The sequence below is a fragment of the Pseudomonas helvetica genome (assembly GCF_039908645.1).
GTDB lineage: Bacteria > Pseudomonadota > Gammaproteobacteria > Pseudomonadales > Pseudomonadaceae > Aquipseudomonas > Aquipseudomonas helvetica.
The window spans coordinates 1,510,622-1,526,977 of record NZ_CP150917.1 but is presented as its reverse complement, the minus strand read 5'-3'; the positions used below and the strand labels follow the sequence as shown (position 1 = coordinate 1,526,977).

Annotated in this window: 16 protein-coding genes; 2 read left to right on the top strand and 14 right to left on the bottom strand. The window is 59.3% G+C overall.

All coding sequences use genetic code 11. The features are described 5' to 3' along the window. Window positions 1–68: 68 nt before the first annotated feature. The 5 genes from AABM55_RS06895 to AABM55_RS06875 form a co-directional block, all read right to left on the bottom strand. Complete coding sequence (locus AABM55_RS06895) at window positions 69–440, bottom strand: DUF6124 family protein (protein WP_347929147.1); 372 nt, start codon at window positions 438–440, stop codon at window positions 69–71. Window positions 441–1,012: 572 nt separating this feature from the next. Further along, window positions 1,013–2,986, bottom strand: a complete 1,974-nt coding sequence (locus AABM55_RS06890) for a DUF692 family multinuclear iron-containing protein (protein WP_347929146.1) — start codon at window positions 2,984–2,986, stop codon at window positions 1,013–1,015. Window positions 2,987–3,002: 16 nt separating this feature from the next. Next, window positions 3,003–4,163 carry an HEXXH motif-containing putative peptide modification protein gene (locus AABM55_RS06885; RefSeq protein WP_347929145.1) on the bottom strand — a complete coding sequence of 387 codons (1,161 nt, stop codon included), beginning with the start codon at window positions 4,161–4,163 and terminating at the stop codon, window positions 3,003–3,005. A gap of 14 nt (window positions 4,164–4,177) precedes the next feature. Beyond that, window positions 4,178–4,654: a GNAT family N-acetyltransferase gene (locus AABM55_RS06880; protein WP_054596043.1), complete on the bottom strand. Its 477-nt coding sequence runs from the start codon at window positions 4,652–4,654 to the stop codon at window positions 4,178–4,180. A gap of 113 nt (window positions 4,655–4,767) precedes the next feature. Continuing rightward, the gene (locus AABM55_RS06875; RefSeq protein WP_347929144.1) at window positions 4,768–5,025 is read right to left on the bottom strand and encodes an Os1348 family RiPP precursor; all 258 of its coding nucleotides are present in this window, start codon (window positions 5,023–5,025) and stop codon (window positions 4,768–4,770) included. 619 nt (window positions 5,026–5,644) lie between these two features. Between AABM55_RS06875 and AABM55_RS06870 the strand changes: the two genes are divergently transcribed. Together AABM55_RS06870 and AABM55_RS06865 are read left to right on the top strand one after the other, a co-directional pair. Beyond that, a complete protein-coding gene (locus AABM55_RS06870; RefSeq protein WP_347929143.1) occupies window positions 5,645–6,907 on the top strand; it encodes an OprD family porin in 1,263 nt (420 codons plus the stop codon). 149 nt (window positions 6,908–7,056) lie between these two features. Further along, the gene (locus AABM55_RS06865) at window positions 7,057–7,956 is read left to right on the top strand and encodes a polysaccharide deacetylase family protein (protein ID WP_347929142.1); all 900 of its coding nucleotides are present in this window, start codon (window positions 7,057–7,059) and stop codon (window positions 7,954–7,956) included. Window positions 7,957–8,012: 56 nt separating this feature from the next. Here the strand turns inward: AABM55_RS06865 and pcaC are convergent, their stop codons facing one another. The 9 genes from pcaC to AABM55_RS06820 form a co-directional block, all read right to left on the bottom strand. Then, window positions 8,013–8,405 (bottom strand): 4-carboxymuconolactone decarboxylase, encoded by a 393-nt coding sequence (gene pcaC, locus AABM55_RS06860; RefSeq protein WP_145020244.1) that lies wholly within the window; start codon window positions 8,403–8,405, stop codon window positions 8,013–8,015. A gap of 10 nt (window positions 8,406–8,415) precedes the next feature. Further along, window positions 8,416–9,216, bottom strand: coding sequence for a 3-oxoadipate enol-lactonase (gene pcaD / locus AABM55_RS06855; RefSeq protein WP_347929141.1), 801 nt, complete (start codon window positions 9,214–9,216; stop codon window positions 8,416–8,418). A gap of 12 nt (window positions 9,217–9,228) precedes the next feature. Then, the gene (locus AABM55_RS06850) at window positions 9,229–10,590 is read right to left on the bottom strand and encodes a 3-carboxy-cis,cis-muconate cycloisomerase (protein WP_347929140.1); all 1,362 of its coding nucleotides are present in this window, start codon (window positions 10,588–10,590) and stop codon (window positions 9,229–9,231) included. A 49-nt stretch (window positions 10,591–10,639) separates the two neighbouring features. Then, window positions 10,640–11,935, bottom strand: coding sequence for an MFS family transporter (locus AABM55_RS06845; protein WP_347929139.1), 1,296 nt, complete (start codon window positions 11,933–11,935; stop codon window positions 10,640–10,642). Window positions 11,936–12,189: 254 nt separating this feature from the next. Beyond that, a complete protein-coding gene (gene pcaG, locus AABM55_RS06840) occupies window positions 12,190–12,756 on the bottom strand; it encodes a protocatechuate 3,4-dioxygenase subunit alpha (protein ID WP_347929138.1) in 567 nt (188 codons plus the stop codon). A 1-nt stretch (window position 12,757) separates the two neighbouring features. After that, on the bottom strand, window positions 12,758–13,462 hold the full coding sequence (gene pcaH / locus AABM55_RS06835) for a protocatechuate 3,4-dioxygenase subunit beta (RefSeq protein WP_054596034.1): 705 nt from the start codon (window positions 13,460–13,462) through the stop codon (window positions 12,758–12,760). Between the two features lie 39 nt (window positions 13,463–13,501). Continuing rightward, the gene (pcaF, locus tag AABM55_RS06830; protein ID WP_347929137.1) at window positions 13,502–14,707 is read right to left on the bottom strand and encodes a 3-oxoadipyl-CoA thiolase; all 1,206 of its coding nucleotides are present in this window, start codon (window positions 14,705–14,707) and stop codon (window positions 13,502–13,504) included. Further along, window positions 14,704–15,486 carry a CoA-transferase subunit beta gene (locus AABM55_RS06825; protein ID WP_187682509.1) on the bottom strand — a complete coding sequence of 261 codons (783 nt, stop codon included), beginning with the start codon at window positions 15,484–15,486 and terminating at the stop codon, window positions 14,704–14,706. Before AABM55_RS06825 ends, pcaF begins: the two co-directional genes overlap by 4 nt. After that, complete coding sequence (locus AABM55_RS06820) at window positions 15,483–16,340, bottom strand: CoA transferase subunit A (protein ID WP_054596031.1); 858 nt, start codon at window positions 16,338–16,340, stop codon at window positions 15,483–15,485. Before AABM55_RS06820 ends, AABM55_RS06825 begins: the two co-directional genes overlap by 4 nt. Window positions 16,341–16,356 lie beyond the last annotated feature (16 nt).

Below are 16,356 nucleotides of genomic sequence, written 5' to 3'. Positions count from 1 at the left end.
CTCGTAAAAACGAAGCCCACCATTTGGTGGGCTTTTTTGTGGGCTGTGTCCCGCGTAGGAGCCTGCGCCTATGTCGGTTCAGGTGGATCAAGGTAATCCAGCGCCCGATTCACCGCCAACTCGGCCAGCGAGATCATCTGCTGGATCGCCAGTGCGGTATTGCGTTTGGGGCCTTCGAGGTCGAACGCCAGATCGCTGGCCATGACATTGACCGAGGCGAGGGTTTCGCAGGCGTGGGCCAATAGGGTTTCAGAGTCGACGTCGGGGGCGATGACGAAAATGCAGCCGGGGCGTCGGTCGGCTAACAACTGCTTGGTTTCGGGCAGCACCAGGTAATGGTCGAGCGCGCGGTGTGCGGCGGCGTGGAGTTCTTTTGAGTCGAGGGAGGCGTAGGGGGAAACCGGATCGGTTTCGGGGGGATTCGGTGTGGCTTTGAACATGATGAAACTCCAAATGTAAGTAGAGGAGCCATCACCCTCGCTACCAAACGAAGGGTGGTGGCCGTACGCGGGTTGGTAGACCGGACACTTGGAAACCGGCGCGCCCGAGGGCGCCCTGCGCATGGCCACCATAAAAGCGAATGCCGACAAAAAGCACCTGCATAAGGTGACGCTGTGCGCCATGTGTCCGGGCTACCAAACCCGATCGCTGATAATCAGCGACACGGAAACGATAGAGGCGTGGACCAAGGCGCACAAGCCGGCGGATTCTGGCGCAGGTGTAGGCCGTGACGCAAGGCGCTGTAGCCTCTGATGGGCACAGCGTGGGCAAGCTTAAACACCCGTCGTAGCAGCTGCCGAGCCCGCGAGGCTGCGTTAGAGGCGGGCCGCGTTCGGACACAGTCCTCGCAAATCCTGCGTACGCGGTTTACCTGACAGAACGTGTTGCCTGATTTTACGACCGCTCTGCGGCCGAACGCAGCCTCGCGGGCTCGGCAGCTGCTACGAATCGCGTTACGGCTTAATTGAGCGGCATTAGCCTTGATCACCGGTTTTAGAAATGACAGAACACCTCAACCTCCAACGCCATTGACCAGAAACACCGGTTCTTCCAGATAGTGGAGCCCCAGCCGGTTTTCGAACACTTCATCGCGTAATGCCGCCGTGGTGAAACAGCCCAGCCCAAGGGCCGTGGCCACCAGTGAAAAGGTCTGACTCAGATGCCCGGCATCCATCAGCGCCACCCGCAGTGCCCGGCTGAACTCGTACTTCCAGGCCATTCGCTCGACCCGCGCCGTGGATACAAATACTGCCGCTGCGTCCTTGATCCACGGCTGCTCGCCACAGGCGTCGCTGATCCAGACTCGCGGGTCTTCCCGTGACAGCAGCTCGAGCCCGTGACGGCGAACCGAATAGTGGTAAAGACCGCGTTCGAAGCCTTGCACATTCATCAGCACCGCATACACCTCGGTGCCCTGCAGCGAACCACCGGCCGGTGAGGTTTTCTTCAGGAAATAATCCCCCATGCGGTTCTGTTCCATGACCGTCGCGCCCCACGTGTAGTAGAGCAACAAAGACAATTGCAGCGCGCTCAGCGGCTGGTCGCTGAAGGTTCGCGACGTGCGGCGCTCGCACAGTGAGTCGAGCAATGTCGATTGAGCGATCACGCTGGAAGGCGCCAGCAGCGGGTTTTCCAGGGCAACGAAAGGATGGGAGAAATAATCCTTGAACGCCGACGGCTGACGTCGCGCCAAGGCCTTTTGCTCAAGCTGCGCTTCCAGATCGCTGACGCTGATGTAGGGCGTGTGCGACCCAGTCCGAGTGCTCAGGTAAAACTCCAGCGCCGCGTCCCAATGGGCCCAAAGGCTGGCCGGATGGCTACGCTCAACGCAAGCACCAGTGTCAGATGGCGTCTCGACCGGTTGCAGGACACCCTGGCTGATCAGCTGCCGCAGAAACGCCAGGTTGTCGTCCTGCTCGGGACTCTGCAAAACACCCGGCAGCAACAAGGCACTGCCCAATGTCTGGGGCGTCAGGAAGTGGCGCAGCAACGGCAGAAACATCACACCGAATTCCAGACTCAGGTCGCACTGCCGATCGCGGATAAAAAACGATGCCGAGCCGACGCTGAGCCAGGTGCTTTCCCTGAGTTTCAACAGGGTTTGCGCCCCCTGCTCGAGTTGCGTTTGCGGATCTGGCCGGGCAAAACCCTGCCAGAACAGGGCTTTGGGCTGAAGGGACTTGATGGCCGTGATCAACGTCAACAATTCTGCATCATCGGTTTTGCGGGAAATATCCCACTCAAGGGTGATCGCTTTCACCGGCGATGAATCAAACAAATGACGCAAGATGTCCCAATCCCGCTGCGGATGGCCGGTATGAATTTCAATCAGCCGGTCCAGCGGCAACGAACGCAAGTAGGTGTTCAGGTCGTAACCCAGGGTTCTGGCGGTCGCGATTGCGCTGTCGAGGTCCAGCAGAAATCCCGAGCCACTGCGTTCCACCACCCGAGAGATGAACGCGCTTTCAGATTGTTCTTGTGTATCCTGCAACGAAAACAACCGCGGCGCGTTTTCCAGTACCAGCAGCGTTGCCGTGAGGTCACGCAATTCAATGGCGTTGGCCACCACCGTGTCAGCCACCTCTTGGGCCAGGGTCGGCAGAATGAAATGCTGAGTGTCGCCTCCGTGAAACCGCGACCAGGAAATATGCTCGGCCAGCCAGGGCGAGCGGGTCTTCTCGCACAGCCGCCGAGTCATTTTCAGAAACTCGCGGTCCATCGCGATGCCCACACTGCCCAAGGACAAACTGGAAGAATGCAGCAAGCTCGGTACTTGCGCACCGAGCTCAAGCAGACGCGGTTCCAGAATGCAGTGCGTCGGCTGAAACTCGACGTAATCAAAATGTGGCAAGCCCTCGGCGAGAATCCGTTCGACGGTCGGGTCGAGCCCCTCCTCCGATAACTCATCCTGAGGCGTGTGCCGTGGCAAATGGTATTCCAGCCCGACGCCGGCCTCCGGAAATTGCGAAGCATCAAACATCGCCATGTCCGCCTCCCTGGCGTCAACCGGTCAGGCCCAGCATGCGTTTAGCCCCCGCCGCAGCGCCCGATATCGCCAACAACGCGGCGTGTTGAGTTTCCAGCGCCCTGACTTCTTTGATCAGGTTTTCCAGCAGTTGGCGGCCCTGAGGGGTGAAATCCGCGCACGCTTCGAAATCCGGTAACGCCTTGATCAAGCCTTGCAGGATGAACACCAGGCGTTTTTGTGCCCGCTGCAGTTCATGGGACGAGCGCGAACGAACCCGCTCCAGGTATTTGACCAACGCGACGTACACGAAAAACGCATGAAAATAACCATAGAGGTCACGCTTCTGCCCCGACCACGGCAAGGTGAACAATGCCTCCCGCGAGGTCTCATCCCTGACGACCGGGCACACTTCGACAATGTTGTAGAGCAACTGATGAGTGGCCTCATGCACCAGCGACTCTTCCAGGTCGAGAATCGAATCATCCCGGTTCGAGATGAGGATGATCCCGGTGAAGCGCGAAGCCGAGCAGCTTCGAAATGAACCATCGGGCAAATAACATATGGACTTGACCAGTTTTCTAAACTGCTCGCGACAGGCGGGCCACGAGTGTTCTATCCGCAACAGCGCGATATTCACCACATCGCAAAAGAAACTCACGGAATGACCATGACGTTCCAATTGTTTACGGGTTGCTTCATCTTCCGGAAACTCATAACTGGGCGGTGCCACTCTCATCACCAACGGATCAACATTAAAACGATACACCGGCGGGCAATAATCATTCATGTGAACACTGTCGTTCTTTTTCACCCGCGCCAGCATCAGTGGGAACTCGATCAACATGCGCTCTAACTCATCGGTATTCGCCGCCTTTTTCGTGATAACCAGGTTGGCATAATGAGCCGTCAATACACTCCACACTTGAAACACCGGATCATTAATAATCACGCGCTGCTCGCGGGTCGGCGGCACAATAAGATTGAATGCCTGCTCGAAAAACTCCGCCAACTGCGGAGCATTGGGAAACAGTTGAAAAAGTTCGGTGTACAGCGCAACAAAACTTGTGTAGCGATTTCGACTGACACGTTCCAGCAATACGTCAAATCGTGAAGGATCCGTGTCCGGCAGGAATGTCGTGCCCTGAAACAACTCGTCATCGGATAGCTCACGCAGACCACTGTTCCCGATTTCCATTTTTCAACCTTCCCTTAGGTAGGCGGCAACGGCTTCGCCATCGTCAGACTGGCGATGCCATACCCTGATTGTTCATAAAGACGACGCGCCGCATCGTTGCGACCAAAGACGTGCAGTCGCACTTCTTCGCATCCCGCCTGGCGTGCCCATGACTCGAGGGCCAACAGTGATTGTTTCGCATAACCCTGGCGGCGCTCTCCAGGGTCAATGTAGATATCCAGGATGAAGGCACTCTTGCCGGCACCGGTGTGTCGCTCGGCGACCCACAACTCGCCAATACGACGCTCCTGATCCTTGATCACCCAGAGTTGGTTTTTTTCAGTCAGTCGCCCTTGCGGCAACAACTGCTCGAAGACACTGCGTGCCCTTTGCGAGGCCTCCTCATGGGCCCACTCACCCGAGACGACCATACCGTCACCATATTCAGCAACGGCTCTTTCGGCGAACGTTGCAAAGTCCGCGTTATCCATTGGAGCCAAGGTGACAGGCATGAGTCATTCACTCCGCGCTCGACCGCTGTGCCTCATGACACTTCATAAAGCCATTCGGCGTACCTGCGTGAAAGACCCACCTTTCGGGGTACGCCAAATGGCATCACCGGCCGTTAATCCATGCGCGCTTGCTGTTGCTGGGTATCAAATATGGCACGCGTCCCCAGATTATTTCGAATACCGGCAGAGGCAGCCGACAGTTTTGCAGCATCAATGCCTTTAACCGCCGCAATTTCATCAGCACTTAGATGCACACCAATATTTTTAGCTGCCGAGGCAGGATCATTGTGAAGTGCATCGGCAAACCCCGGATCCAGCACCGCACGTCCAACAACCGTGGCCAAGGTTTGCTGATTGACTTTATTGCTCATGGTACTTCTCCTTGTTATTTCGGCACGACGAAAAATGCACCCCTGACGAAGCATGTAACTTTCCCTCGCCCGTCCTGGGGACTTTGAATATAGCAAGACCACTGCTCTTTTCCAGCCATCCCCACGGCTCCCTTTAAACCGTTTCACGATAATCGATAACACCGTTTCTTAAGGTTAACTGGCGATTATCGATAGTCGTTTAATGACAACAAGAACTGTAAGAAAGCGCTTACAACCAAAGTAATAGGCCCTTCTATTTAATAGCCACTGGACAGCAATGCGTCATTAATAGAACACACAGGCAGACACCCATTATTGCCCCGAATAACTATGGGATTTAATTAACAATGCTTCATACCGCTGGTGATCCGACAGGCGTCGATTTGTGTTCGATTATCGCCCAAAACCCGGTACGCCCGATTGAATCCCGCCCTTGATCCCCCGCACCATTCCCCCACCTACAAGAACCAATAACAACAGGTCCGGCACCATGACTGCACACCCTACCCGCTCCGGCTGATCTCTCCCGTTCGTTGACCCGAATTCGAATTTTTGTCTGCAACCCCTTGGTTGCGGCTGCGTCCTGCTTCATCCCTAACAATTAGAGAGACCCGACTTCATGAAGCCTTCCACCTGTGCAAAACAGCTTTTGCCGACTCTATTGACCACCGCACTGGTCAGCGCAGCCCTCCCGGCGCTAGCCGAAGAGTCAGGCTTTCTAGACGGCGCCCAGGCCAACCTCAACCTGCGCAACTTCTACTTCAACCGCAATTTCACCAACCCGACCAAGGCGCAAGGAACAGCGGCAGAATGGACGCAAAGCTTCATCCTCGATGCCAAATCCGGGTTCACCCAGGGCACCGTCGGTTTCGGCATGGACGTATTGGGCCTGTACTCGGTGAAGCTCGATGGCGGACGCGGCACCGGCGGGACGCAGCTGCTGCCGCTGGACCACGATGGTCGCCCCGCCGATAACTTCGGACGTCTGGGTGTGGCGTTCAAGGCGAAGCTTTCCAAGACCGAGTTGAAAGTCGGTGAGTGGATGCCGGTGTTGCCGATCCTGCGTTCGGACGATGGGCGTTCGTTGCCGCAAACGTTTCGCGGTGGCCAGATCACCTCGAAGGAAATCGACGGCCTGACGCTCTACGGCGGTCAGATGCGCGCTAACAGCCCGCGTGACGACAGCAGCATGAGTGACATGTCGATGACCGGCAAACCCGCCTTCACCTCCGACCGTTTCAACTTTGAAGGCGCCGAATACAGCTTCAACGACAAGCGCACGCAAATCGGGGTGTGGAATGCCCAGCTCAAGGACATCTACAGCCAGCAATTTATCAACCTGGTCCACACCCAGCCACTGGGCGACTGGACGCTGGGCGCCAACCTTGGCTTCTTCTATGGCAAGGAAGATGGCAGCGCACGGGCCGGCGACCTCGATAACAAAACCTGGTCCGGGCTGTTCTCGGCCAAATATGGCGGCAACACCTTCTATGTCGGCTTGCAGAAACTCACCGGCGACAATGCCTGGATGCGGGTCAATGGCACCAGCGGCGGGACGCTGGCCAACGACAGTTACAACTCGAGCTACGACAACGCCCGGGAGAAATCCTGGCAACTGCGCCACGACTACAACTTCGCTGCCCTCGGCATTCCCGGTCTGACCCTGATGAACCGCTACATCAGCGGTTCTAATGTGCACACCGGGACCGTCACCGACGGCAAGGAATGGGGCCGCGAGAGCGAAATCGGCTACACCGTGCAAAGTGGCAGCCTGAAAAACCTCAACGTCAGGTGGCGCAACTCGACCATGCGTCGGGACTACAGCAACAACGAGTTCGACGAAAACCGCCTGATCGTCAGCTATCCGATCAGCCTGCTCTAAAGCGATAAAAATACCGCGAGGACATGAACCGTTCAGCACCGTTATGCTCCTATGGAGACTTCCATGGGAGCGACGGTTGGCGGCGTGGTGAATAACCGCGCACCGACAGTCTGCATTCGTCCTGATCTGTCGTAGGCCAAAGCAAACACATGAAACTGATCGCTGCTGTCTTATCCGTCCTTGCCGTAACGGTCGGCCTCAGCGGCTGTATCGGCCCGCCGATCGAACTGACCCCGAAGACCGAGCAGATTCTGCGCTCGACCCCGCCGATCCGCTTTTTGCTGACCTTCGACGATGGTCCAAGCGCGTCCAGTTTTTTCAATCCGACCAGTGCCGTTCTCGACGTGCTTGCCAACAACCCGATTGAGCCGGGTATCAAGGCGGTGTTCTTCGTGCAGACACAAGCCCCCCGGGCCGGTGGCAGCGAACTGGGCAAAAAAATCATGCAGCGTGAACATGCCGAGGGCCAGACCCTGGGCTTCCACACCGCCACGCAGTGGCATACCAATCACCGCTCGCTCTCCCCGGAAGAACTCGAACAGTCGCTCACCCAAGGCTCTGCGGACATTGCGGCGATCACCGGCAGCACGCCGGTGCTGTTGCGGCCGCCGTTCTGGAATTACGACAAACGCACCTTCGCCGCCTATCAACAACATGGTTTGCATGTACTGCTGACCGACCTGAGCGCCAATGACGGCAAGATATGGGGCTTCAATGGCAGCCCGCGCCGACGTTCCAACATGCTCAGGCAAATGTCCGAGGTGCGCGAACGGATTGCGGCTGGTGAACTGCCGACAGTCGACGGTGTTATTCCAGTGGTGGTGACGTTTCACGACCTCAATCGCTACACGTCCTGGCACATGGGGGAGTATCTACAGATTCTGCTCGACTGCGCCCGCGAGACCGGTGTGACAACCGCCGCCAAACCGTTTTACGACGACCAGGCTGCCGTGCAACGCGCCGCCATGGCCCGTACCGTGCGCGATGCCAACCAACCGGTGCATTTGCCTGGCGTGTGGAGCTGGTTCTGGGACAGCAACTCTCATTGAGGTACGCCGTCGCTGAAGCGTTGCGGCCCTGACAATCGCGTCAGGGCCTAAGGTAATTACTCGCGCGATTCGACACCCAACTCATCCCACACCGACTCGGCCAGGTGGAAGGTTGCATTGGCCGCCGGGATGCCACAGTAGATCGCGCTCTGCATCAGCACTTCCTTGATCTCGGCGCGGGTGACGCCATTGTTCGCCGCGCAACGCAGGTGCAGTTTCAGCTCTTCGTTGCGGTTCATGCCGATCAGCATGGCGATGGTGATCAGGCTGCGGGTGTGGCGTGGCAAGCCAGGGCGGGTCCAGATGTCACCCCAGGCGTGGCGGGTGATCATGTCCTGAAACTCCGAATTGAACTCGGTCAGGGTCGCCAGGCTGCGATCGACATGAGCATCGCCGAGCACCGCGCGACGCACTTGCATGCCGTCGGCGTAACGTTGTTTCTCGTCCACAAATCACTCCTCAGATAGACTTTTCAGCCAACAAAAAACTCAGCACCCGGTCACTGAACGCGCTGCCGGCCTGAACGTTGGACAAATGGGCGGCGTAGAACTCGGCGTACTCGGCGCCTCTCACCCGCTCTTGAATAAAGTGCCCGCCGGAAGGTGGCGTGACCGCGTCTTCGGTGCCAGCGATGACCAGGGTCGGTACCGTGATCGATGCCAGTTGCTCGCGGAAATCGGCATCGCGTACCGCCGCGCAATTGGCGGCATAACCTTGCGGTGAAGTGGCGGCGAGCATGTCGGTGATCCGCTTCGCCACCGCCGGATTGGCTTGGGCAAAGTCCGGGGTAAACCAACGGGCAATCGATGCATCGCGCAGTGCGACCATCGCTGCCGGACCGTCGCGCAGCACGGTTTCGATCCGCGGGTTCCACACAGAAGGATCACCGATCTTTGCCGCGGTATTGCACACCACCAGTTTGTTCAGACGCTCGCCGGCATTGATCCCCAGCCACTGACCGATCAACCCGCCCATGGACAGACCGCAAAAATGGGCGCGCTCGATGTTCAGGGCATCCAGCAACGCCAGCACGTCACGGCCCAACTGCTCGATGCTGTAAGGCCCCGGCGTCACCAGCGAACGACCATGACCGCGAGTGTCGAAACGCAGCACCCGAAAGTGTTGGGTGAACGCCGGAATCTGCGCGTCCCACATGTGCAGGTCGGTACCCAGCGAGTTGGACAGCACCAGCACCGGGGCGTGTTCCGGACCGTCGAGTTGGTAGTTCAGTTCGCCGTCGGCGAGTTGTACGAATCCCACAGAAATTCTCCTTCAGGCAGTCAGGGCAACATGTTCGGCCAGCGCACGCTCAACCCAGGTTTGAGCCTGACCAAGGTAGTGCGCAGGGTTCATCAATTGATCGAGTTCAGCGCTCGAGAGCTCGGCAGTCACCTGTGGCTCATCACCGAGCACCGCACGTAAATGTCGCTGCTCGGCCACCGCGCGTTTGCAGCACAGTTCCAGCAGATGGTGGGCTTTATCGCGACCGATCCGTTGGGCGAGGACGATGCTCACGGCTTCGGCCAGCACCAGACCCTGGGTCAAGTCGAGGTTCTGCGCCATGCGCTCGGCGTCGACCTCCAGCCCTTCTGTAATTAACAGCGCTTGCTGCAAGGCACCGGACACCAGGCAGCAGATTTCCGGCAGGGTTTCCCACTCGGCATGCCACAACCCGAGGCTGCGTTCGTGCTCTTGCGGCATGGCGCTGAACAATGTCGACAGCAATCCGGGAACACGCGTCGCAGCACCGATCAGTACCGCCGCGCCCACCGGGTTGCGTTTGTGCGGCATGGTCGAGGAGCCGCCCTTGCCCGGTGCCGAAGGTTCGAAGACTTCCGCCGCCTCGGTCTGCATCAGCAGGCTGATGTCACGGCCGAGTTTGCCGAGGCTGCCGGCGATCAGGCCCAGCGCTGCGCCAAACTCCACCAGCCGGTCGCGCTGGGTGTGCCAGGGTTGTTCCGGCAATGTGAGTTGCAGCTCCTGCGCCAGCGCTTCGGCAATCGGCATGGCCTGCTCGCCGAGGGCTGCGAGGGTTCCGCTGGCACCACCAAATTGCAGCACCAGCAGGCGCGGCTTGAGTGCGTGCAGACGTTGCCGACTGCGCGTCACCGCCCCCAGCCAACCGGCGACTTTCATCCCCAGCGTGACCGGCGTCGCATGTTGCAGCCAGGTACGTCCGGCCAGTGGCGTGAGCACATGGTGCCGGGCCTGGATCGCCAACGCTTCGCCGAGTCGCGCCAGATCGCTGTCGATCAAGTGCAGTGCCTGGCGCACTTGCAGCACCAGCCCGGTGTCCATCACATCCTGACTGGTTGCGCCCAGATGCACGTAACGTTCGGCGTCCTGATCATGCGCAGCGATTTGCTTGCCCAACGCCTTGACCAACGGAATCGCCGAGTTACCGGCAATCGCAATCGCCTCGCCAAGGGCCGCAAAGTCGTAGTGCTCGGCCCGGCAAGCCGCCTCGATCGGGGCAATGGCAGATGCCGGAATCAGCCCGACCCGCGCCTCGGCCCGAGCCAATGCGGCTTCAAAATCGAGCATGGCCTGAACCCGGCCCTGATCGCTGAACACTTCACGCATATTTCGAGCCGTGAAATAGGCATCGAACAATTGATTGCCCGGTCGTTGCATAGGGGATTCCTTACGCGGCGCGCGCCCGCTTCAGGCGCGCGCCGACAAGTCAAAGTTCGTTTTCCAGGTACGCTGCCTGCCTCGGCAAACGCAGGCTGAACAGGAAGGCGATTGCCATCATCGCCGTCACGTACCAGTAGAAGGAGTTTTCGATACCCACCGATTTCAGGCTCAAGGCCACGTACTCGGCCGAACCGCCGAAGATCGCATTGGCCACCGCGTAGGCTAGGCCCACCCCCAGCGCACGGACTTGCGGCGGGAACATTTCGGCTTTCACCAGACCGCTGATCGAGGTGTAGAAACTGACGATGGCCAATGCCACGGTGATCAGCCCAAACGCCAGGTACGGGTTGGTCACCGACTTCAAGGTCAGCAGGATAGGCACGGTGAACAAAGTCCCCAGCGCACCGAACCAAAGCATCGAGTTGCGCCGGCCGATCTTGTCGGCGAGCGTGCCGAACAACGGCTGCATGCACATATAAAGGAACAGTGCGCCGGTCATGATGTAACTGGCGGTCTTGGCGGGCATCCCGGCGGTGTTCACCAGGTACTTTTGCATATAGGTGGTGAAGGTGTAGAAAATCAGCGAACCACCAGCGGTGAAGCCGAGCACCGTAATAAAGGCGGCGGTGTTGTTCCTGAACAACGCGGCCATGCTGCCGGCATCCTTGTTTTCGCGCATTTCCTTGCTGGTGGTTTCTTTCAGCGAACGACGCAGGAACAGCGAAATCAATGCAGCAGCAGCACCGACCACGAACGGAATCCGCCAGCCCCAGGCACGCAGGTCGTCCTCAGTCAGGAACTGTTGCAGGATCACCACCAAGGACACTGCCAACAGTTGGCCGCCGATCAAGGTCACGTACTGGAACGAGGCGAAGAAACCGCGCTGGCCCTTGAGCGCGACTTCACTCATGTAGGTCGCGGTGGTGCCATATTCACCGCCCACCGACACGCCCTGGATCAGGCGAGCCACCAGCAGCAGGAGCGGAGCCCAGACGCCGATGTCCTTGTAGGTCGGCAGACAGGCGATCAGCAATGAGCCGGCGCACATCATCAGCACCGAAATCATCATGGAATTCTTGCGCCCGTGTTTGTCGGCCACCCGGCCAAACAGCCAGCCGCCGATGGGACGCATCAAAAACCCTGCGGCGAACACTCCGGCGGTGTTCACCAGTTGCACCGTGGGGTTGTCGGAGGGGAAAAACGCCGGGGCAAAATAGATTGCGCAGAAGGCGTAAACATAGAAGTCGAACCACTCGACCAGGTTGCCGGAAGACGCCCCGACAATTGCAAAGATCCTTTTGCCACGCTCTTCAGCGGTGTAGAGACTGGTTATTGTTGTCATGGTTTTTCACTCGATGGGGACAGAGAGAGTCTAGACATACTTTGCAACAGCCCCGCTCCACAGAACAAACCCGAACACTGCGATAAACCTGTGGCGAGGGAGCTTGCTCCCGCTGGCTTGCGAAGCGAGCCCAAATCCTGCGAACGAGATCTGTCGGATAGAACGCGTTCGCAGGTTTTACGACTGCTTCGCAGCCGAACGGGGGCAAGCCCCCTCGCCACAGCAAGCGCCCTCGCCACAAAAGTGCGGTGAACTCAATAATCGAAAAACACCGTCTCGGCATCGGTGCCCTGCAGGATCACGTTCCACTGCAACGCGCCCGTCCCATTGGCTTTCGCCATCAAGGTCGTGCGGCGCTCTTCAGGCACGCAGGCCAGCAGCGGGTCGCTGGTGTTGGCCAGTTCGCCGTCAAAATAGATTCGCGTCAGCAAGTGCTTGACCAGGCCTCGGGCAAACACCAGCACCACCAGGTGCGGCGCCTGGGTGCTGCCCTTGAGCCCCGGCACTGTCCCCGGTTTGATGGTGGTGAAACGGAATCGCCCTTCTGCGTCCACCGGCACTCGGCCAAACCCTTCGAAGTTCGGGTCCAGCGGTTTGTCTTGCTCGTCTTCTGGATGGTCATACTTGCCGGCGGCATTGGCCTGCCAGACTTCCAGCATCGCGTCGTTGACGAAATCGCCGTTGCCATCGACCACTTGCCCGGTGATCGTCACACGCTCGCCGAGAGTTTGTTCAACGGTCAGGTTTTCACGGTTCAACCAGGTCAGACCGATGTGGTAATACGGCCCGACCGTGTGGGACGTCGTCGCGTTCAGCGTCATCTTATTTCTCCATCGGCGTGGCATCGCGGCCGCGCAAAACGATATCCCAGCGATAACCGAGGGCGTAGGACGGGATGGTTTTTTCCAGGTCGAAACTGGCGATCAAGCGCTCTTTGGCGCTGGTATCGGGTACGCAGTTGTAAATCGGGTCGTAGGCCAGCAACGGATCACCGGGGAAATACATCTGCGTCACCAGGCGCGTCAGAATGCTCGGCCCGAACAGCGAGAAATGGATATGCGCCGGGCGCCAGGCGTTGTGGTGGTTGCCCCACGGGTAAGCGCCAGGCTTGATGGTCTGGAACTGATACCAGCCATCGGCGTCGGTCACGGTGCGGCCGGTGCCGGTGAAGTTCGGGTCCAGCGGCGCGTCATGCAGGTCGCGGTCATGGTTGTAGCGGCCAGCGGCGTTGGCCTGCCAGATCTCCACTAAAATCCCCGGCACCGGCAGGCCGTTCTCATCCAGCACACGGCCGTGAATGATGATCCGCTCCCCCAATGGCGCGCCCTGATGCTGGGCGGTCAGGTCATTGTCCCGCTCTTGCAGCGACTCGGCGCCAATGGTCGGGCCGGTAATTTCCGACAATGAGTGAGGCAAAAACACCAACGGCTTGGACGGCGAACGGCGATTGGTCGATTGATAGGCCGGATGCAAATATTCCGGCTGGGTGCCCGCTTGCGGGCGACGGTAACCAGGCTTGTCAGTCATGAAACCTCCTCTTTTCTTGTTCGATAGCGCAGCGGCGCATCAGACCCGTTCGATGGCCAGTGCCAGGCCTTGGCCAACACCAACGCACATGGTCGCCAGCGCTTTCTTGCCGCCAGTTTTTTCCAACTGATGCAGCGCCGTCAGTACCAGCCGCGCACCACTCATGCCCAACGGATGACCCAACGCAATGGCGCCACCGTTCGGGTTGACCTGCGCTGCGTCGTCGGCCAGACCGAGTTCACGCAACACCGCCAGGCCCTGGCTGGCAAAGGCTTCATTGAGTTCGATCACATCGAAATCGCTGACCGCCACGCCCAGCCGTTCGGTCAACTTGCGCACCGCCGGCACCGGGCCGATGCCCATCACTCGCGGCGCAACACCAGCGCTGGCCATGCCCAATACCCGAGCGCGGGCGGTCAGACCGTGTTTTTTCACCGCTTCGGCAGACGCGAGAATCAGCGCCGCGGCACCGTCGTTCACGCCTGAGGCGTTGCCAGCGGTGACGGTTTTGTCCGGGCCGTTGACCGGTTTGAGTTTGCTCAGGGTTTCCAGAGTGGTGTCAGCGCGCGGATGTTCGTCCTGCTCGACCACGCTTTCGCCCTTCTTGTGGGCAATGCGCACCGGGACGATTTCTTCGGCGAAATAGCCGGCAGCTTGCGCGGCCGCTGTACGTTGCTGACTGCGCAGTGCGAAAGCGTCCTGATCGGCGCGGGAAACCGCGTAATCGTCGGCCACGTTATCGGCCGTCTGCGGCATCGCGTCGACGCCGTATTGAGCCTTCATCAACGGGTTGATGAAGCGCCAGCCGATGGTGGTGTCTTCCAGTTTCATGTTGCGCGAGAACGCCGCATCGGCCTTGCCCATCACGAACGGTGCGCGGGACATCGACTCGACACCGCCGGCAATCGCCAGCTCCATCTCACCGCTGGCAATTGCCCGGAACGCCGTGCCGATGGCGTCCATGCCCGAGGCACACAAACGATTGAGGGTCACGCCGGGAATGCTGTCCGGCAACCCGGCCAGCAGCAATGCCATGCGCGCCACGTTGCGGTTGTCTTCGCCGGCCTGGTTGGCGCAACCGAGGAACACTTCGTCCACGGCGCTCCAATCGACACTCGGGTTGCGCTCCATCAGTGCCTTGATCGGCACGGCAGCCAGATCGTCAGCGCGAACCGTCGACAAACCACCGCCAAAACGGCCGATCGGTGTGCGAATCGCATCGCAGATATAAACCTCGCGCATCACGCTTCTCCCGGTGCTTGGCCGTGGGCGGCAGCAGTACGCGCTTCAAGATCACGCAGCGCAGCCAATTCGATGTCGGTCGGTTCGGCGGTGTGCTCCACCTGATCGGCAAAGCGGACAGCCCAACCAGTGGCGGCGATCACTTGCTCGCGGGTCACGCCCGGGTGCAGCGCGGTGACCACGAATTCATTGCTACCGGCTTCCGGTTCCATGATGCACAGGTCAGTAATGATCCCCACGGGACCGGCGCCCGGCAGGCCGAGACGCTTGCGCGAGTCACCGCCTTCGCCATGGCCGACGGAGGTAATAAAGTCGAGTTTGTCGACAAACGAACGAGCCGACTGTTTAAGGATGATCAACACGCTTTTCGCCGAGCCGGCAATCTCCGGCGCACCGCCAGCACCCGGCAAGCGGACTTTCGGCTGATGGTAATCGCCAACCACGGTGGTGTTGATGTTGCCAAAACGGTCGACCTGAGCAGCACCGAGAAAACCGACGTCAATGCGCCCGCCTTGCAACCAGTAGCGAAAAATCTCACCGGTCGGAACAACGGTGTCGGCAGTTTCCGCCAGCTCGCCGTCACCGATCGACAGCGGCAATACCGTCGGCTTGGCACCGATCGGACCCGATTCATAGATCAGGACTACATCTGGAGAGGAAGTCAGACGCGCCAGGTTGGCCGCTTTCGACGGCAGGCCGATGCCGACGAAGCACACTGAGCCATTCTTCAGGCGGCGAGCGGCGGCGACAGTCATCATTTCGTTGGTGGAGTAAGCCATTATTGAGCCTCCGACGCTTTAGCCAGCTTGGCCTGGAATTCACTGAAGTCAGCACTGCCGTGGATGTATTCGTTGATCCACGCGGTGAAGGTTTCACGGTCGCGGGCAATCGGGTCCCAGGCCTGATAGAAGCGGTTGTCGCGTTCGGTGTAACCATGGGCGTAGGACGGATGCGCGCCGCCGGGCACATGGCAAACCGCGCTCAAGGCCCAGGTCGGCAAGACGCAGGCGTTCATCGGCGCCTTCAGGTCGTCGACAATTTCTTCAACGGTGACAATGCAGCGCTTGGCGGCCAATGCGGCTTCCTTCTGCACGCCAAGAATGCCCCAGAGCAAGACGTTGCCCTTGCGATCGGCCTTTTGCGCGTGGATTACCGTGACGTCCGGGCGCACCGACGGCACCGCCGCCAGCACTTCACCGGTGAACGGGCAGGTCACGCTTTTGATCAACGGGTTGACCTTCGGCAAGTCGGAACCGGCGTAGGCCCGCAGCACTGCGAACGGCAGGCCGGAAGCGCCCGCAACGTAGGCATTGGCCAGGTCGGCGTGGCTGTGCTCTTCGATTTCCAGCGCGTGCGGCCACTGTTTCTCGACGGCATCACGCAGACGGTGCAGGGAGCCTACACCCGGGTTACCGCCCCAGGAGAAAATCAGCTTGCGAGCGCAACCGGCACCGATCAATTGGTCGTAGACCAGATCAGGAGTCATGCGCACCAGCGTCAGATCTTTCTTGCCCTGACGAATGATTTCATGACCCGCTGCGGTCGGAATCAAGTGCGTGAAGCCTTCAAGTGCGACGGTATCGCCGTCGTTGACGAATTGCTTCACCGCGTCGTGCAGCGAAAGGATTTCAGCCATGGGGTTGGACTCCCGA